An 18684-nucleotide genomic window follows, 5' to 3' on the forward strand; every position below is an offset into this window, starting at 1 on the left:
GCGGTGCGGGATGTCTCTTGAGCTGATTTCACTAGAAAACATTCAGGAGTTTGCCCATCAGTACGGTTACTGGGCTATTTTTTTAGGAATTTTACTAGAAAATTTGGGTCTTCCCATTCCCGGTGAAACCGTAACTCTAGTGGGTGGCTTTTTGGCTGGCAGTGATGAATTGAATTACTGGCTGGTTCTCGGTGTCGCCGTTGCTGGAGCCGTAATTGGCGCTAATTGCGGCTACTGGATTGGTAAACTAGGCGGCTGGCCTTTCTTGCTGCAAATAGGGAAAATTTTTCGGATATCTGAAGAGAAACTATTAAATATCAAAGAACAATTTAGTCAAAATGCTGCTAAAGCTGTGTTTTTTGGCCGCTTTTTTGCGTTATTAAGAATTTTCGCGGCACCATTGGCTGGTATAGCTGAAATGCCTTTTGGAAAATTCTTTGCATACAACTTAGCCGGAGCAACTGCTTGGGCTAGTCTGATGGTGACATTAGCCTTTTTTGCGGGTAAAGTTATCTCCCTTGAACAGTTAGTGGCTTGGGTAAGTCAATTTGCAATTGTAGCTGTATTAATACTTGCGGCATTGATTCTTGTACCTATATGGTTAGAATCGCGCCAGGTTAAACGCGCGGCTGGGGAGTAGAAAGTGTGTATTGGTGATTGGGGACTGGGAGAAGAGAGGTAAATCTTGCTTCCAATCCCTACTCCCTCATCCTTTGTTTTTAACCTCTATCCTGCTGGGCCCAAATACGAGTTGGTAATCCCCAAACGTAAATAAAGCCTTCGGCGGCTTTGTGGTCAAATTGGTCTTCAGCACCGTAGGTTGCTAAGTCGGGGGTGTAGAGTGAACTCTCGCTCCAGCGTCCGACTATGGTGGCGTTACCTTTGAATAGTTTCACTCTGACAGTTCCTGATACCCGTTCTTGGGTCTTTTGAATAAAAGCATCTAAGGCGGCTTTCAGGGGACTGTACCACAAGCCGTTGTAAACTATTTGGCTGTAAGTCTCTTCAATACCTCGTTTGTAGTGGCTAACATCTGCGGTTAATGTCAGGCTTTCTAGGTCTCTGTGGGCTTGAATTAGCACCAACATTGCCGGAGATTCGTAAATCTCTCGTGATTTGATTCCCACTAATCGGTTTTCAATCATGTCGATGCGTCCGACACCATGACTTCCTACAACCTGATTAAGTTCTTGGATGAGTGCTACAGGGTCTTTAGGTGTACCGTTGAGTGTAGTGGGCAGACCCTGAGTAAAACCTATTTCTATGTATTCTGGCTCATTCGGGGTGTCGGCGATCGCCTTTGTCATCTCATAAATTTCTTCTGGTGGCTCAAATTTGGGATCTTCCAGCGCACCAGCTTCAATACTACGACCAAGTAAATTCTTATCAATGCTGTAAGGCGAAGACTTTTTCACGGGTGAGGGGATACCAAACTTTTCACCATAGGCGATAGTTGCTTCCCTACTCATTCCCCATTCCCGCGCCGGAGCGAGAATCTTCAATTTAGGATTGAGCGCAGTACAGGACACATCAAACCGCACCTGGTCGTTCCCCTTACCTGTACAACCATGTGCGATCGCATCAGCACCGTATTTTGCTGCTGCTTCGACCAATATCTTCGCAATCAACGGACGGGCTAAAGCAGTTCCTAGCGGATAGCGATTTTCATAGAGGGCGTTGGCCTGTATCGCGGGAAAAGCATAATCTTTAATAAAGCTGTCTTTGACATCCGCTACGAGGGATTCACTTGCACCCGATTTTAGTGCTTTTTCTCGGATTGGTTCTAATTCATCTCCCTGGCCTAAATCTGCTGCTAGGGTAATTACCTCCTCTACTCCCCACTCATGCTTTAAGTAGGGGATGCAAACGGAGGTATCTACTCCACCAGAATATGCCAGAACAACCTTTTTGGCGCGACCCATTGCTTTCTCCAGTTAGGAAAACAAATAATGAGTCATTATTATATCTAACTACACCGTGTATATTTTCTTTGTGCAACAACTGATGGGTAATTAACCAGGGTGATCAATCATCATTCGCTGACATAGCAATCTTAAGCAAGCTTTTTGCAGATACTCAGCTAGTGAGTTATGGTCATTCGGCTTAACCATTTATTCTATTGTTTTTAACCTCTTGTCGTTGGTTCAAAGCTTATTTAAGTGAAATCGCCACAATATTCACTTTTTAGCTTTGGAGTTGTTTCTGATGAAGTTCAGCAAAAATTTTGGTCTTGCTACTTTTGCGATCGCTATTTCTTTAGCTGCTATTGAAGCTAAACCAACACAAGCTGCGATAGTTAATTATAATTTCGCTGTGAATGCTACTTCTGGAGATAATCCGGGGGTATACTTTGGGTCTTTTAGTTTTGATGACGCGAACTTAAACGGTGTTGGCGAAGAGAGTCTAGATGTTAGCAATGGACTATTATCCATTGTGTTTGATTACTTGGGTACTCAATACACAGAACTGGATGATTTTGATTATCCAACCGGAGTAGCGCCTTTAGTTAGCTTTCAAGATGGAAAACTCTTAGGACTGAGTTATTTAGTTGAAGACCAGTTTTTTATTGGTGGTGACTTAGATACTCCATATACAGGGGGCAATCAGTTTTACAGTATTGTGGGTGCTGATTTATTGTCTGCGAATGAAGTGGGTACAGTCAGCTATTCTACAGTACCAGAACCCTTGGCTATTGTCGGGACAGCGATCGCCACTTTTGTCGGTTTGTGGTCGAATCGCCAGAAAAAAACTACCCATTTTTAAAAGCGATGCAGTATTTCCTGTATACAGCTTGTTATTTTTTGAATACCATAGTACAATTGTACTGACAAGAGAAATCCTGATTGAATCACTCCCCACTTCAACAGTGGGGTTTTTATTTTGAGAGTAAGAGATAGGGGCAGGGGCAAGAATATCTTACTCATAACTCAGTAATCAGCACTTTGCCATATTTACGTAATTTCACGGTTATGCAGTTTGTATTTAACCCTGGGTTGGGCATTCCTTAACCTCTTGTGATCATTGGAAGGCTTATTAAGTGTAATTGCGTAACTATTCTTCACTTTTTAAGCTTGGAGCATTTTTTCATGAAATTAGCTAAAGGTTTAGGTATTGCAACTATTGCGGCAATTTCTGTTGCTGCTGTTGGTGTTCAACCAACACAAGCGGCGATCGTTAATTACAATTTCATCGTTGATGCTACATCTGGCAGCAATCCCGGTCAGTATTTTGGTTCACTTAAATACGATGACTCGTTCTTAACTAGTTTAGGGCTGGAGACATTGGGAGTTGAGAATGGGTTAGAAGTTAAATTCAACTACTTAGGTAATACCTATACAGAAGTTGATGATATCGATTTTGACAGTTTCCCCATTGTCAGTTTTAATGATGGCAAGTTTCTCGGACTCAGCTATTTTGTTGCAGACCAGTTTTTCATCGGCGATGAAAATAATCTCGATGTGGGCGGTAACAAATTTTATTTGCTTGATCAATCAGTAATTACAACAGAAGTAGGTACTGTCAGCTACAGTCAAGTACCAGAACCCTTTGCAGTTAGTGGTATAGCGATCGCTGGTACAGTGGGATTATTTATGAAGCGTAAGAAAAAAGCCACAGTAGCAAGCTAAAAACAATATTCAAAACATTGTTAGCTAGGCAGGTGTGTACCTGTCTTTTTTTATAAGAATATAAAAATATAGAGACGTTGTAATACAACGTCTCTATATGGTCTATGAATCAGGAAAATGTAAATTACAGACCGCCAATCACGCCACCGTCATTGCGGGTAATTACTACAGTTGATGAACGTGGGCGACCAGAAGGCCCATAACCTTGGCTATAAGGCCAGTTACTTGTCTGGGTGGGATTTGAAGGAGGCGCACCTTCACCTGGGTGCTGGATATTGATGAACATTGCTTTGCCATCAGGTGTGCTAGTAATACCAGTCACTTCACAATCCGTTGGGCTGGTTAAGAAACGCCTAACTTGCTTAGTATTGGGGTCTGCACAGGACATAGTGTTTCCACCAATTTTTTCCCAATCACCGCGACCGTCACCAGCTTGGTCGGTCTGAATCCACAAGCGACCGAAGTCGTCAAACCAAAGACCATCGGGCGCGCCGAGGTCGTCACCTTTAATGTTGCCTTGAAGATTTGCTTCAGGTCTAGTTTTGTCACCACCCTCAATGAAAATATCCCATTTAAAGGTGGTAGCTGTGACCCTTTGTCCATCTTCACGCCAGCGAATAATATGACCATAACGGTTGTCAGGACGGGGGTTAGCAGCATCAACAGGAGGACGCGCACTAGCTGCTAATGTTGTGCCATTGGGATTGTTGGAAGAAGATGGAGTTGCTCCACGACGGTTATTGTTGGTCAATGTGCAGTAGACCTCAATTTCCTTATATCCACCAATGCGAGGGCGTACAGCAGTCCATTCTGGTCTATCCATCATGGTTGCGCCGACTCGATCTGCTGCCTGACGTGTCTTGACCAATACTTCAGCCTGACTTCTAAAACCATTCTCTGGTGTCAGACCATTTTCACCATAGACCAGAGGTAGCCACACACCAGTACCGTTTTCATTAAACTTGGCAACGTACAGAATACCATTGTCGAGTAAATCGCGGTTAGCAGCCCGATTTCCAGGGTTATAAGCCTGGGTGCAAACGAACTTATAGATATACTCGTTACGTTCATCATCACCCATATAGAAAGCAGCACGGTTATTGTCGTCAATCACTACTTGAGCGCTTTCATGTTTAAATCGGCCAAGGGCTGTACGCTTGACTGGTGTGCTTTGAGGGTCGTAAGGATCAATTTCTACCACCCAACCAAATAAATGGGTCTCTAATGGGTTGGTTTGGGCATTGAAGCGAGGATCAACATCCGGCCAGCGATAGCTAGACTGGCTAGGGATGCCGTAACGTCTTTGTCCTGCTAAGATATCAGACTTATCTATCCCAGGAATTGACTCCACGTCAGATGTAGAGTTGGCAGCCAAGGTAGGGTTAGCAAAGTAACCATTCCAATTTTCCTCACAGGTTAGATAAGTACCCCAAGGTGTGTAGCCATTAGCGCAGTTGTTGAGTGTACCGTATGCGGTGTAACCGTCGTTTGTGCCAATCTCAACCGAGCCATTTGGGGTGATGTTAAACTTCTTCGACTGTAACAACGCATCACCAGCAGCAGGCCCGGAAACCCGCATCTGAGTGTTAGCAGTAACACGGCGACCATAAGGCGAATTGCGATTGTAAGTCCAGTCATTACCATTCTTGGTTATTTCCACAACAGAAACACCATGAGCAGCCTGAGACTTCCGTACCTTCTGAATGGTCACTGGAGTCAGACCTTCGGAACCATGCAGAATTTCTTCATGGGTATATTCGTGGTTGACGCACAACAAGCCAGTATTGATTGGCTGATTTAAAAAGCTTCTTAATGATCTTGCTTGTGAACTGACTGTCCGACCAACAGGGTTTCCATAGGATATTGGGAAGTAGTGCATACCATCAGCGTGCATACCAAACTGCTTTTCTTGAGCAGCCGCATCCTGGGAAGCATCTGCTAACCAAGTGGGGCCACCAGGCGCAATTGGATCACCCCAAGCAACCAATACTTTGGCTGTGTAACCTTCCGGAACACTGACAAGATCCTTTTCTAGTTTTCCTGTAACAGGGTTGAGTAGATTTGGGGGAACGCTCTTAAAACCAATGCCAGCAAATCCAGTTCCTTTAGGAATTGGAGCTGCTTGAACACTTTGGAGAAAACCACCAATAGAAACTTCACCTACAACAGTTAATACTGACGCACTAGCAGCTGTAAAGATGAACTTACGGCGACTCATGCTCATACGGTCAATTACATCACGAATTGACTCGTTACTAGATGGGTTGATAGTTTGATTATTTTTAGGGTGAAAGCGTCCTTTCATTCTGAGTACTCCACTTAAAGTTCACAAATGTTGCTATTTATTTCATTGCTTGATAGCAAGAATGGTTGAGTAAATAAAAACTCTACAGATTTACATAGAACACTCAGAAACAGCTTGATTAATCGTGTATTTTTAACGGCAAAAGGCCGTAGTGAATACAGGAGAGGCAAGCGTAGATTCCTGTAGTTACGACATTTTCCAAGCTTTTAGTGAATTTAAGTAACCAGTGTTAACGTCAGGTTATATATTGATTAATGGGAATTTATTAATAGGGATTATTTGAGCAAAAATATATTTTTTTATGAAAATTACCGCTTTAGTAATGAAGATATATCCCCATATTCAAAATAAGATTTCAGTAGCTTCAGCAGCATCCATCAGGCAAGTATCTCCGTAACCAGAGTTAGATAAGGAACAGTCGGAAGTACCACACTGTCCTATCCTGGAGATGGGTAGTACTGTTGTGGGTGAGACTGTGTTTATTAGTGTTGTGATACCGACTTACAATCGCCAGCCGATTTTAGAAAAATGCCTCCGCGCGCTAGAGGCGCAACAACTCAGTGCATCAACTGTAATTAACGAATATGAAATTGTTTTAGTCGATGATGGTTCGACAGATGGCACATTAGACTGGTTAGCAACACATAAAGAAGAGTTTCCCCATGTGCGCTGGTTCGAGCAAGATCATGCAGGCCCGGCGGCGGCGCGGAATTTGGGCGTAGAACAGGCGCAAGGAGATATCATTATCTTTATAGATAGCGATTTAGTTGTATTAGAAAATTTCTTGCAAGCTCATGCAGATGCGTTGTTGCAAGGCCAAGAGAAATTGGGGAGCGATCGCTTTTTTACATACGGTGCAGTAATTAATACTTGTAATTTCGATAATCCCACGGCTGAACCTTATAAAATCACCGACTTTTCCGCCGCTTTTTTCGCTACAGGTAATGTCGCCATTCCTAAGCATTGGCTAGAACAAGCTGGACTATTTGACACTGGCTTTCAACTCTACGGTTGGGAAGATTTAGAGTTAGGTGTCAGACTCAAAAACCTGGGACTACAACTAATTAAATGTCCGGCGGCTGTAGGTTATCACTGGCATCCACCATTTAATTTAGAACAAGTACCTAACTTAATTGAGAAAGAAATTCAACGCGGACGTATGGGGGTTTTGTTTTACAAAAAACATCCCACATGGGAAGTGCGGATGATGATTCAAATGACATGGTTACATCGGTTACTTTGGGGAATTCTTTCACTTAATGGTGCATTGAATGAAAAAACGATGGCTCCGTTGTTGCAATGGTTAATTAAGTCGGGTAAACCCCAGTTAGCTTTGGAAATCGCGCGAATTTTCCTCAACTGGTACAACGTGAAGGGTGTCTATCAAGCTTATTCTCAGATGCAGAAAGTATCGTAAAAAATCAGGTTGACATAAGAGGATAACCTGTGTGTTACCCTAGTATGGCTAACCAAATTCCGCACATCTGGGAATTCGGGTGTTTCTTCATGAGGAAATACACCCAGGTGGAGGTTTAACCCGAATAGGAGTTATAAAAATATGCCAGTAGTTTCATTGGCTCAGATGATGGAGTCTGGGGTTCACTTTGGGCATCAAACCCGACGTTGGAACCCAAAAATGTCTCCTTACATTTACACCTCTCGCAATGGTGTACATATCATCGACTTGGTGCAGACAGCCCACTTGATGGATGAGGCTTATAACTATATGCGATCGCAAGCCGAACAAGGGAAGAAATTTCTCTTCGTCGGTACAAAGCGGCAAGCAGCAGGGATTATCGCTCAAGAAGCTGCTCGTTGTGGTTCCCACTACATTAACCAGCGTTGGTTGGGTGGAATGCTTACCAACTGGGCAACCATCAAAACCAGAGTAGACCGCCTAAAAGACTTAGAACGTCGGGAAGAAAGCGGCGCTTTAGATTTACTGCCGAAAAAAGAAGCATCCATGCTACGGCGGGAACTGGCGAAACTACAAAAATACTTGGGTGGCATTAAAACAATGCGGAAAGTCCCCGATGTAGTGGTGATTGTAGACCAACGCCGGGAGTACAACGCAGTTCAAGAATGCCAAAAACTCAGCATCCCCATTGTGTCCATGTTGGATACAAACTGTGATCCAGACGTAGTAGATATCCCCATCCCAGCAAATGACGATGCTATCAGATCAATTAAGCTGATAGTGGGTAAATTGGCGGATGCTATTTATGAAGGCCGTCATGGTCAGCTGGATGTAGAAGAAGAGTACGAAGATTACGAAGGCGCTGAGGACGATTACGAATACGATGAAACCGAGTACGCTGACTCGGTGATTCCCGACGACGAAGAGGAAGCAGAATAAGCCAAATTGGGGGATGAAAGATGAAGTTTACAAGCTCACGCTTCATATTTCATCCTTCAGGCTTGAGATTTCATCGCTTTTTCTTCCCCAGCCCTGAGTAAGATAGAAATACTCAACACACTTGTATGGTGCTGAGTATGATCCCAAAATAAATGTTGAGAAAATTCAGCAAAAAAATGGCTGGTTTTGCAACTAAAACAACGGGAGTAAAAAGTACGTACTGTTGTTTAAGTACTTTTACTTGGCATACAGCACTATATAACTCAGCACTGTTTCAGTGAGCGATTACAACTCAAGGTCAAGTTAGGAATTGAGGCAACATGGCGGAAATATCTGCAAAACTAGTCCAAGAGCTACGCCAAAAAACTGGTGCTGGCATGATGGACTGCAAAAAAGCGCTGAAAGAAACTGAAGGCGACATCGAACAAGCCATAGATTGGCTACGTAAAAAAGGTATCGCTTCTGCGGGTAAAAAAAGCGATCGCATTGCGGCAGAAGGTCTAGTAGACACCTACATTCAACCCGGTGGTAAAGTAGGTGTACTGATAGAAGTTAACTGCCAGACAGATTTTGTCGCCCGTAACGATGCTTTTAAAACTCTAGTTAAAAACTTAGCTCAACAAGCATCAACAGCCGATAGTGTTGAGTCTTTGTTAGCTCAACCCTACATTGAAGATGCTAACCTCACTGTAGATGAAGCCATCAAGCAAACTATTGCTAACTTGGGTGAGAATATCCAGGTACGGCGCTTTATCAATTTTGCACTCACAGATAAGACAGGAGTTGTAGACAGCTACATTCACACCGGCGGTAGAGTTGGTGTGTTAGTTGAATTAAACTCTCAATCAGAAGCTGGTGCTGCTAACGAAGAAGTGCAGAATTTAGCAAGAAATGCAGCTATGCAGGTTGCAGCTTGTCCCAACGTTGAGTATGTCAGCGTCGAGCAAATCCCTGCTGAAGTTGTCCAGAGAGAAAAAGACGTTGAATCTGGTAAAGAAGACATAGCAAATAAACCAGAAAACATTAGAGAAAAAATTGTTCAAGGACGGATTGAAAAACGCCTGAAAGAACTAACTCTAGTTGATCAGCCTTATATTCGCGATCAAAGTATTTCTGTAGAAGACTTGGTGAAACAAGTTAAGGCTAAAGCGGGTGAAGAAGTTGAAATCATCCGTTTTGTCCGCTACATACTGGGTGAAGGCATCGAAAAGCAAGAAAGCAATTTTGCTGAAGAAGTCGCCGCCCAAATGGGTGTTAAGTAGAGACGTTGCAGGCAACATCTGTACACGAATTACAGGTAATGTCTGTAAATTAGCTATTAGTCATTAGTTTTTTGATTGTGTACCATTAACTATTGACTCTTATGCAGCAGGTCAAGCAAATAGCCTGGCCTGCATTTTATTAATCAGATATATTAAATTTTCTCGCTAGTTATTTTAAAATAATTGCGTACATTTGTACCATAAATAGGTTCAGGTGGACAAATACAAGATATGGGAAGAGCAATTGAGCGAATTGAGCAGGATATTGCAGCTTTACAAGAAGCGATACAAGCGATCGCCTCAGAACTCCATAGCGCTTATGCTAGTTATCTAGGTGTTTTGGGTCAAGCACTAGGTAAACAGTTAATTCTGGCGAGTTACCATTTGTGTACACAAGGGTATCCTGAAAACTTTTTGAAGTTGTCGTTAAATCAACGGCAGCAATTACAACAAGGTATCCGCAAACTGGGTAAGCAGGCGGCTGAAAGATTGCTGGTGCAGCTGATGAGTCAGGAAATTGAGGAAGTTGAGGCGGATGGGGAAGTCGAAGGAGATGAAGAAGTAAGATCAGAGGAAGAACTAACATCTGGGGCTGAAGTCTCTCAGGTTTATGTATTAGATACTTCCAATCCTGTAGTGCTGGCAAAGTGGCAACAGTATATAGAGGAAGAAACCCAACGGACATTGAGAAAGGTTTCTCATGAAACTAATGTTTTGCTGCAAAAAGCTCAGGTTTTGCCCCAAAAATTACCAGAACCCATTTTAGAAGCTGCTGCGGCTGCATCGGAAGCTTCTGCGGAAATGATGCCAGGGCCACCTAACCTTTTAAACTTGGTGATTGAAATTGAAAATGAGCAAGATGAAGAAGAATCCAGCCTGACACAAATTACGACAGTTAATTTAAGGTTAGGAGAAATAGAGTTTGCTGACCCCAACCTTTCCTCTAGTCGTAAGCAAATTCGCCATGTATTAGGAAAGCTCAACCAGTTAGGGAGAGAATATCAAAAAAAACAACGAGAACGTTCAATTGCGGAAGCTGAAGCCGCATGGCGTTCCAGTTGGTATGAGGATTAGTTAGTTGTCAGTTGTTATTAGTATTGGTCATAATACTGACTCTGATTGTATTGATTTTGAATTTTGAATTCCCCTTAGGGATTGACTAATGAGCAATGACCAACCAGATTGGATAAGACTGCATAAAGCCTTAGCTGTGGAAGCAGAACACGGCTTTACAGACTTGCTAGGTAAGCAATACCGCTTTAGTGAATTTCTCAGCTTGACTTTTGGGAAATTCCCGACGGTTTTACCTGCAATTGAACGTCGTCGTTGGCAAGAACTGGCAGAGAAGTTTGCTAACTATCCTGATTTGGTACAGAAAGAAAGACAACATCTCATAGCTGAAACTCGTAGGTATCTTTACCAACTGCAAAAAGAGCAAGAAGAACCTAAGGAGGTGCAAACAACCAGTTATAAATCAAAAATTCCTAATGCTACCCCGGTTGTAGCGGAGGTGAGTCGGAGGTTAGCTCCGAAAATTGACCAGAAACTCAGCGATTTACCAGAAATAGGGATTCGCAAAGCAGATAAATTAGCGGCTTTGCGTTTGTATACAGTGCGCGACTTGCTTTTTTACTATCCCCGTGACCATATTGACTATGCGCGTCAGGTAAATATCCGCGAGTTGGAAGCGGGTGAGACGGTGACCATAGTAGCCACGGTGAAAAAGTGTAATTGTTTTACTAGTCCCAAGAATCAAAAATTATCGATTTTAGAGTTAATACTTAAAGATAATACAGGTCAAATTAAAGTTAGTCGCTTTTCTGCGGGTGCGCGCTTTACCAGTCGCGCTTGGCAGGAAAGTTTAAAACGCCGTTATCCTGTGGGTAGTGTGTTGGCGGCTTGTGGGTTAGTTAAAGGGACTAAATACGGCTTGACGCTCGATAATCCCGAATTGGAGGTTTTAGCGAACCCTGGAGACACTATCGAATCTTTGACAATGGGGCGGGTAGTGCCGATTTACAGCCTCACCGAGGGAGTAATGGCTAGCATGGTGAGACAGGCGGTACTGGCGGCTTTACCTGCGGCGGTGCATTTGAAAGACCCATTACCTAAAGGTTTGCGGGAAAAGTATGGTTTGATGGAATTGAAGGATGCGATCGCTAACATCCATTTTCCAGATGAAAGTGCTACCTTGCAAGTTGCCCGTCGTCGCCTCGTTTTCGATGAATTTTTCTATCTGCAACTCGGTTTATTGCAACGTCAGCAGCAAGCGAAAGCGATTCAAACTAGTGCAATTCTGGCTCCGAAAGGTCAATTAATCGAAAACTTCTATGAAATACTACCATTTCAACTCACCGGCGCACAGCAACGAGTCCTGAACGACATCCTTAACGACTTGCAAAAATCCACACCGATGAATCGTCTGGTACAGGGTGATGTGGGTTCTGGTAAAACTGTGGTGGCAGTGGTAGCAATTTTAGCCGCAATTCAATCTGGCTACCAAGCCGCGTTAATGGCTCCTACAGAAGTATTAGCAGAGCAGCATTACCGTAAGTTAGTTAGCTGGTTTAACTTGCTGCATTTACCTGTGGAATTACTCACAGGCTCAACCAAAACAGTTAAAAGAAGACAGATACATTCCCAGTTAGAAACAGGTGAACTACCCTTGTTGGTGGGAACTCACGCCTTAATTCAAGACCCGGTAAACTTCCAACGCTTGGGTTTAGTTGTTATTGATGAACAGCACCGCTTTGGGGTGAAACAACGGGCGTTATTGCAGCAAAAAGGCGAACAACCCCATGTATTAACTATGACGGCTACACCAATCCCCCGGACATTGGCGTTAACCATACACGGGGATATGAACGTCAGTCAAATTGATGAGTTACCACCAGGACGACAAAAAATTCAGACTACCATGTTAAGTGGTCAGCAACGCCCCCAGGCTTACGACCTCATCCGCCGAGAAATTGCCCAAGGTAGACAAACTTATGTAGTCTTGCCATTGGTAGAAGAATCAGAGAAACTAGATTTGCGATCGGCTGTAGAAGAACACCAAAAGTTACAAGAGAGCGTTTTTCCAGATTTTCAAGTCGGCTTGCTGCATGGTCGCATGAGTTCGGCGGAAAAAGACGAAGCTATTACCAAATTCCGGGATAATGAAACGCAGATTCTTGTATCTACAACCGTTGTTGAAGTTGGTGTAGATGTACCTAATGCAACAGTAATGCTCATTGAAAATGCGGAAAGATTTGGCTTGTCGCAACTGCACCAATTACGGGGGCGTGTGGGTCGAGGTGCAGCCCAATCCTACTGTTTATTAATGAGCAGTTCTAGAAGTCCCGATGCTCAACAAAGATTGAAAGTATTAGAACAGTCTCAAGACGGCTTTTTTATCTCTGAAATGGATATGCGTTTTCGCGGCCCTGGTGAAGTGTTAGGCACAAGGCAATCTGGTGTGCCTGATTTTACCTTAGCTAGTTTAGTAGAAGATGAAGAAGTTTTATTATTAGCAAGGCAAGCCGCCGAGAAAGTAATAGAAATAGATGTGAGTTTAGAGCGCTGGCCTTTGATGAAAGCAGAGTTGAAATATCGCTATGAACGCTTGATGGGTGGAGCAATTTTAACCTGATAAACTCAGCGCTCACAATAGTGATTGATCCTTACTAATTACCAATTACGAACCCCCACAGATATAGCTGTAGCCAGATAGATTAGGACATCAAGCTAAGAGCAAATGCTGACAAGACAAGGCTTTCAAGTCTGTCAACCGTCAACCGTCAACCGTCAACCGTCAACCGTCAACCGCTATATTATTCACTCTTCATCATTATTTCGATTATTCCCCCACAATAAGAAACTGAAATTTCTCCCAGAACGACGGTAACGTTTAACAGGTCTTCTTGTTTGTCGCTTGGTGATTCTGTCGCTCGTCTCTTCACTCTCAACTTCTTGTGAAGCATTAACAGGTAATTGAGTTTTAGTTTCTTCTTTGCTTCTCCACCAAGCAATAATCCAGCCTCCCCCAACGGCACCTATTCCACCCAGTAAAATACTCATGGGTGCGGGATATCCCAATAATCCAAACCCTAGCAAGAAAAATAACCAGTATTTTAATCCAGCATCAATACCATCAGAAGAAGCGACAACAGGCGCTTGAGGGCTACTTTTAGTAGAGTTTGTAAACCAGCCTAAGGCGAAACCACCAATAATTCCTAGAAAAATGCTTAAAGATGGTGGCGAACCTGTTGTGATTAAAATAAATATTAAAAATGCCCCAAATATTAACTGCGACAGGAATTCGGGAGTGAAATTGAATAGGTTGTTATTGTTAGCCATAAATGAACTAGGGGGATAGGGGTTTAGGGGTGTGGGGGTGTAGGGGTAACGTTTTTAACCCTACACTTGTTTCCCTGTAAATAAGCTTTCGGTAAATTACCAATTACCCTCCGGGTGACGCTCCTTACGTCGCTACCGCTACGCTAACGCCAGTCCCCTACGGCGGGAAACCCGCCTACAGGGCTGGACTCACCAATTACCAATTACCTGTGGTGGTTGAGTTGTGTCCCAAGTTTGCACGTAGGGTTTTTCTTGGTCGGTAAAGGGTTCAGTTTGTTGGAGTTGGGAAGATAACAAATCAACTGTAGCATCGGCAATATCGCCTGTACGCTTTATTAGGCGTTCTTGTATAACTTCTATGGGTGCTGTGCAATGAATAATCTGTAGGGGGAGGTGATGTTTTTCGGCTTGAGCGATCGCCTCTGCTCGTAAATTTTGTTTATCATATTTAGCATCCAAAATTACTGTGTAACCTTGATTAGCTAGTATAATCCCCAAGTTTAATAACCTTGCATAGGTTTTCTGGGTCATTTCTGGTGTATATAAATCATCACCGCCACGTTCCCACAGAGAAATTCCCCCCAAGTGTTTGCGGACTGCATCTGAGCGAATATGAATTGCATCTAGTTGACGGGCTAAATATTTTGCAGTCGTACTCTTCCCAGAACCAGATAACCCGGACATTAAAATGAGTTTTCCTTGTTTGGGTTTGGTGTATTCCCACGCCAGTTTGTAATATGTAGATGCTGTTTTCGTCGCTTCTTCCTTCACCGTCGCGGGGACACTGGGGTCATCTAACAGAAATGAAGTTACTTTAGCTCGCACATAGGATTGACGATTTAAGTATATGGGTAGTACTTCTAAGCCTTCCCAGTCGCCAGTCTGCTCTAGATATGTATTCAGATATGCGTTACTCAAGTCTGGGCGTTGCTGTGCATCCAAATCCATTACAGCATAGGCAACATCGAACATCACATCAACAAAGCGGAAAGGCTCGTTAAATTCAATGCAATCAAACAGGAGAATTTTATCTTGCCATAGACAAATATTTCTCAGGTGTAAGTCTCCATGACATTCCCGAATATAGTTATTTTGGATTCGGCGCTGGAATAATTCTTGTTTTTCTGCGAAAAAACGCTCGGTGTAGGCTTTAGTTTCGTCAAATTGCAACTGTGTTTGGGGGCCACCGATATATTTCTCAGTTTGCTGATAATTCTCATCAAATGCAGCCTGCACTTGAGGAACTTCCCCAAAACTACGAATATAATCATTCGTTTCAGTTTTAGCATGGTATTGAGCTACAACCTTTCCTAATTCTTCGAGGTGTGACTCAGTTAGCTTACCTTGGGCAAAAAGTTCGCTGAATAAACCCTCCTGGGGAAACTGGCGCATTTTCAGCACATACTCGACAGCCTCACCGGTTCCCCCTAGAGTATATTGCTCACCTACCAAACTGATTGGTAACACTTCTAAATATAATTCAGATGCTCCTCGTTGATTCAGACGCAGTTCTTCCTGACAAAAATGTTGTCGCTTTTCTAAAGTGGAGAAATCCAAAAAACCAAAATTTACTGGCTTTTTAAGTTTATAGGCGTACTCTCCTGTGAGTAATACAGAAGAAACGTGAGTCTGAATTAGTTGAATGGGTTCTGTTACTTCATGAGGATAAAATCCTGGTTGTAACATCTGCTGAATTAACGGTGGGAGAGTCGTTTCTGTCATAGAAATTTTAAATTAACCTGAGTTCAGAATAAGTTGAAAGCTTGATTATGGTACTTTTTTTAGGAGAGTAAAAGCCCCAACGTCGAACTCACAAGCATCTGATGAAGATTTTATTGAAAAAAGTCCACAAAAGGCGATCGCTTATTGTAAATGTCTGTGGAAGAACTGTGTCAGCTCATTCCATGAGTCTTCGGCTGCTAAACGGTTATAGGAAGAACGCTCATGGCAGAAAAAACCATGATCAGCATCAGGATAAACCTTCAATGTGTATTCTTTGCTAAGTTCCTGGAACCGCGTCTCAATTTGCTGAACACGCTCAGGTGGAATAAATGGATCGATACCACCGTAAAATAAGTATATGGGTACTGAGATGTTTTTTATTGCTTCTATCCAATCATCCAGAACCATTCCGTAGAAGGAAGCTACCGCCGCAATTTCGTCTGAAAACTTGCAAGCACTGAGAAAAGACAGACCACCACCCAAGCAAAACCCAGTCACGCCAATCTTTTCTGAGAATACGTTAGACTGTGACTTTAGATAAGCGATCGCTGCCCTAATATCCTCCTCTATTGGTTTACCGAAGTCAAGGCGGTACATCATCGCCATCGCTTGCTCAACTTCTTCATATCCAAACTTGTTGTTTGTCAATTCACGATAGTACAAATCGGGAGTCAGAACTACGTAGCCTTCCTTAGCAATTCGGGCTGCTACATCTTGAATGTGGGAAGTTAGTCCAAATGCTTCCATTAAAAGAATTACGGCCGGCTTTTGTCCACGTTCACAAGGCTGATACAAGAACGCAGGCATTTTTCCATCAGGCGTAGAAATTTCCACCTCTGTCTTTTCAATTTGCACTTTATTACTCCTGCCTATTTGATTTATTGACATCTTCACTTAGGGACTTCCAGATAAAAAAATATCCCAAATGTAGGGTGCGTCAGTGCAAAAAACCTAACTGTAACAATAAATTATTCGTACTGACGCACCCTACTGGACTGTCTAGACTAAGCATCAATTTGGAATAATTTATTTTTGAATTTTGAATTGTTAATCTGTCTAAAAAAATCGAGAAAGGCAAACAACAGAAAACCAGGGTTAAAACCCTGGCTTATCAGCAATTATCACAAACTTTAAATGGCAAGTAAGACAAATTTTGCACTTGCCTTAACCTTTGGCAGTAGCAAGGAAGCTGATGTGATATGGTGTACCCTTGGCTGGATGTATCTGAACTTCTTGAAGAACGGTTTTACCAGTCCATTCCAATTCAGGAATATTGAGTTCGATTTCGGTTTTTTGAACAGCAGCTGCTTTGAGTAATCTTTCAACTACTTTGGCATCAACTACCAAAGAAATTGATTCTCTACCGTTGTGTCCGTACAAGTTAGCGGGGATAAATCCAGCACGGCGCAAAGCTTTAGGCTTGCTACCTTCTGGTCTTTTTTTAGTTTCGACTGTCAGAGCCATATTAGTTTAATTGTCGGTTGTTAGTTGTCAGTTGTCAGTTGTCACAAAACTCTGGACTCTGGACTTTTGACTTATGTACTTACTACTGATTACGCACTCAACAAAGAGGCGGGAGTACCATCGGGGTGCAGCAAGGCACGTTTTGGCCCGTGGATAGGGTCTTCAACGATGATAGTTTGATCGCGGCTTGCGCCTAAAGAAACGATCGCAATTGGAACTTCCATCAATTCTGCGAGGAATTTTAGATAGTCCAGTGCTTGTTGGGGTAAGTCTTCCAGGGTGCGACATTCGCTTGTTGGCACTTGCCAGCCTGGGAGGGTTTTGTAAATGGGACGACACCGCGCAAACTGACGAGCGCTAGTTGGGAAATGGTCGCAGCGATCGCCATCTATTTCATAGGCTACGCAAACTTGAATTTCCTCTAACTCATCGAGGACATCCAGCTTGGTAATAGCCATACAATCCATGCCGTTAATTCGCACAGCATAGCGACCGATGACCGCATCAAACCAGCCACAGCGACGCTTACGCCCAGTGGTTGTGCCAAATTCTGCCCCGCGATCGCACAGTAATTCCCCTAACTCCCCATCCAGTTCAGTAGGGAATGGGCCTTCTCCGACTCGCGTTGTGTAGGCTTTGGACACTCCAATTACCCGATCTATCATTGTCGGGCCTAGACCTGTACCTACGCAAGCCCCCCCAGCTACAGGGTTGGAAGAGGTGACATAGGGGTAAGTCCCATGATCCAGGTCTAGGAGCGTACCTTGCGCGCCTTCAAACAATATGTTGCGCCGCCGTTGAATGGCATCGTATATTTTTAACGATGTATCAACAACGTGAGGTCTCAAGCGTTCTGCATACCCTAAATATTCTTTGACTACCTCTTCAGTATCTAGAGGTGGCAGGTTATACAGCTTTTCTAAAATGAGGTTCTTATTATTTATTGTCCATTCCAACTGGTCGCGGAGGGCCGCCGGGTCCATCAAGTCTAATACCCTGATACCTGTGCGCTCGGATTTATCAGCGTAGGTAGGGCCAATCCCTCGACCAGTGGTTCCAATTTTATGGCTTCCGCGTCGCTCTTCTGATGCTTTGTCAATTAGCCGATGATAGGGCATGGTGACATGGGCTGTTTCAGAGATGAGCAGATTTTTAGTAGAAATATTTAAACTTTCTAATTGGTCGAGTTCTTTTATCAAAACTTGTGGATCGATGACCGTCCCACAGCCGATCATACATTCCGTATCGGGGTACAAAATCCCAGAGGGAATCAAGTGCAGTTTAAAGGTCTGACCTTTGACTACAATCGTGTGTCCAGCGTTGACACCCCCTTGATAGCGTACTACCACATCTGCGGAGCGGCTGAGTAAGTCAGTTATTTTACCTTTTCCTTCATCGCCCCATTGAGCGCCTATTACAATGACGTTAGCCAAGTGTTTATTTTATTGAGGTAAAGTTTCCACAAAGAACCATTATCAACATAATCTGCGACAAATGTCAATAGTTTTTAGTGATTTTTTCTGCTGCACTAGGTCACAATAATTGGAAAGCTTACCCGAATTACGACAAATCACAGACCAAGTCTGCTATTTAGGCTGAGTTTATCGCGTA

15 protein-coding genes are annotated in these 18684 nt (G+C 43.2%); 8 read left to right on the forward strand and 7 right to left on the reverse strand.

Annotation, left to right across the window (positions count from 1 at the left end):
• Positions 1-10 precede the first annotated feature (10 nt).
• The gene (locus H6G14_RS05725; protein WP_190566148.1) at positions 11-640 is read left to right on the forward strand and encodes a DedA family protein; all 630 of its coding nucleotides are present in this window, start codon (positions 11-13) and stop codon (positions 638-640) included.
• 79 nt (positions 641-719) lie between these two features.
• Here the strand turns inward: H6G14_RS05725 and H6G14_RS05730 are convergent, their stop codons facing one another.
• Positions 720-1922, reverse strand: a complete 1203-nt coding sequence (locus H6G14_RS05730) for an argininosuccinate synthase (protein ID WP_190566149.1) — start codon at positions 1920-1922, stop codon at positions 720-722.
• A gap of 283 nt (positions 1923-2205) precedes the next feature.
• Between H6G14_RS05730 and H6G14_RS05735 the strand changes: the two genes are divergently transcribed.
• Entirely contained in the window at positions 2206-2763 is a 558-nt protein-coding gene (locus H6G14_RS05735; protein WP_190566150.1) for a PEP-CTERM sorting domain-containing protein, read from the forward strand.
• Between the two features lie 323 nt (positions 2764-3086).
• Positions 3087-3626: a PEP-CTERM sorting domain-containing protein gene (locus tag H6G14_RS05740; RefSeq protein ID WP_190566151.1), complete on the forward strand. Its 540-nt coding sequence runs from the start codon at positions 3087-3089 to the stop codon at positions 3624-3626.
• Positions 3627-3750: 124 nt separating this feature from the next.
• Here the strand turns inward: H6G14_RS05740 and H6G14_RS05745 are convergent, their stop codons facing one another.
• The gene (locus tag H6G14_RS05745; RefSeq protein ID WP_190566152.1) at positions 3751-5931 is read right to left on the reverse strand and encodes a PhoX family protein; all 2181 of its coding nucleotides are present in this window, start codon (positions 5929-5931) and stop codon (positions 3751-3753) included.
• Between the two features lie 448 nt (positions 5932-6379).
• Between H6G14_RS05745 and H6G14_RS05750 the strand changes: the two genes are divergently transcribed.
• From H6G14_RS05750 to recG, 5 genes are all read left to right on the forward strand, one after another.
• Positions 6380-7348, forward strand: coding sequence for a glycosyltransferase family 2 protein (locus H6G14_RS05750; protein ID WP_190566153.1), 969 nt, complete (start codon positions 6380-6382; stop codon positions 7346-7348).
• Positions 7349-7489: 141 nt separating this feature from the next.
• The gene (gene rpsB, locus H6G14_RS05755) at positions 7490-8287 is read left to right on the forward strand and encodes a 30S ribosomal protein S2 (protein ID WP_190566154.1); all 798 of its coding nucleotides are present in this window, start codon (positions 7490-7492) and stop codon (positions 8285-8287) included.
• Positions 8288-8607: 320 nt separating this feature from the next.
• Positions 8608-9549, forward strand: coding sequence for a translation elongation factor Ts (tsf, locus tag H6G14_RS05760; RefSeq protein WP_190566155.1), 942 nt, complete (start codon positions 8608-8610; stop codon positions 9547-9549).
• A gap of 231 nt (positions 9550-9780) precedes the next feature.
• Entirely contained in the window at positions 9781-10623 is an 843-nt protein-coding gene (locus H6G14_RS05765; protein ID WP_190566156.1) for a hypothetical protein, read from the forward strand.
• Between the two features lie 88 nt (positions 10624-10711).
• Entirely contained in the window at positions 10712-13180 is a 2469-nt protein-coding gene (gene recG / locus H6G14_RS05770; protein ID WP_190566157.1) for an ATP-dependent DNA helicase RecG, read from the forward strand.
• Between the two features lie 185 nt (positions 13181-13365).
• Here the strand turns inward: recG and H6G14_RS05775 are convergent, their stop codons facing one another.
• From H6G14_RS05775 to H6G14_RS05795, 5 genes are all read right to left on the reverse strand, one after another.
• Entirely contained in the window at positions 13366-13887 is a 522-nt protein-coding gene (locus H6G14_RS05775; protein ID WP_190566158.1) for a hypothetical protein, read from the reverse strand.
• Positions 13888-14076: 189 nt separating this feature from the next.
• Complete coding sequence (locus H6G14_RS05780) at positions 14077-15609, reverse strand: bifunctional aminoglycoside phosphotransferase/ATP-binding protein (RefSeq protein WP_190566159.1); 1533 nt, start codon at positions 15607-15609, stop codon at positions 14077-14079.
• A 141-nt stretch (positions 15610-15750) separates the two neighbouring features.
• The gene (locus H6G14_RS05785) at positions 15751-16464 is read right to left on the reverse strand and encodes a dienelactone hydrolase family protein (protein WP_338421180.1); all 714 of its coding nucleotides are present in this window, start codon (positions 16462-16464) and stop codon (positions 15751-15753) included.
• A 309-nt stretch (positions 16465-16773) separates the two neighbouring features.
• Positions 16774-17073, reverse strand: a complete 300-nt coding sequence (rplY, locus tag H6G14_RS05790) for a 50S ribosomal protein L25 (protein WP_190566161.1) — start codon at positions 17071-17073, stop codon at positions 16774-16776.
• 89 nt (positions 17074-17162) lie between these two features.
• Positions 17163-18506, reverse strand: a complete 1344-nt coding sequence (locus tag H6G14_RS05795; RefSeq protein ID WP_190566162.1) for an adenylosuccinate synthase — start codon at positions 18504-18506, stop codon at positions 17163-17165.
• Positions 18507-18684: the final 178 nt, after the last annotated feature.

The organism is Nostoc parmelioides FACHB-3921, assembly GCF_014696625.1.
GTDB lineage: Bacteria > Cyanobacteriota > Cyanobacteriia > Cyanobacteriales > Nostocaceae > Trichormus > Trichormus parmelioides.

Bases quoted from the DNA above. Each gene is read 5' to 3' on its own strand.
- H6G14_RS05750 (WP_190566153.1), top strand. From the start codon at position 6,380: ATGGGTAGTACTGTTGTGGGTGAGACTGTGTTTATTAGTGTTGTGATA.
- H6G14_RS05765 (WP_190566156.1), top strand. From the start codon at position 9,781: ATGGGAAGAGCAATTGAGCGAATTGAGCAGGATATTGCAGCTTTACAA.
- tsf (WP_190566155.1), top strand. From the start codon at position 8,608: ATGGCGGAAATATCTGCAAAACTAGTCCAAGAGCTACGCCAAAAAACT.
- H6G14_RS05725 (WP_190566148.1), top strand. From the start codon at position 11: ATGTCTCTTGAGCTGATTTCACTAGAAAACATTCAGGAGTTTGCCCAT.
- H6G14_RS05780 (WP_190566159.1), bottom strand. From the start codon at position 15,609: ATGACAGAAACGACTCTCCCACCGTTAATTCAGCAGATGTTACAACCA.
- H6G14_RS05775 (WP_190566158.1), bottom strand. From the start codon at position 13,887: ATGGCTAACAATAACAACCTATTCAATTTCACTCCCGAATTCCTGTCG.
- H6G14_RS05735 (WP_190566150.1), top strand. From the start codon at position 2,206: ATGAAGTTCAGCAAAAATTTTGGTCTTGCTACTTTTGCGATCGCTATT.
- rplY (WP_190566161.1), bottom strand. From the start codon at position 17,073: ATGGCTCTGACAGTCGAAACTAAAAAAAGACCAGAAGGTAGCAAGCCT.
- recG (WP_190566157.1), top strand. From the start codon at position 10,712: ATGAGCAATGACCAACCAGATTGGATAAGACTGCATAAAGCCTTAGCT.
- H6G14_RS05745 (WP_190566152.1), bottom strand. From the start codon at position 5,931: ATGAAAGGACGCTTTCACCCTAAAAATAATCAAACTATCAACCCATCT.
- rpsB (WP_190566154.1), top strand. From the start codon at position 7,490: ATGCCAGTAGTTTCATTGGCTCAGATGATGGAGTCTGGGGTTCACTTT.
- H6G14_RS05740 (WP_190566151.1), top strand. From the start codon at position 3,087: ATGAAATTAGCTAAAGGTTTAGGTATTGCAACTATTGCGGCAATTTCT.
- H6G14_RS05730 (WP_190566149.1), bottom strand. From the start codon at position 1,922: ATGGGTCGCGCCAAAAAGGTTGTTCTGGCATATTCTGGTGGAGTAGAT.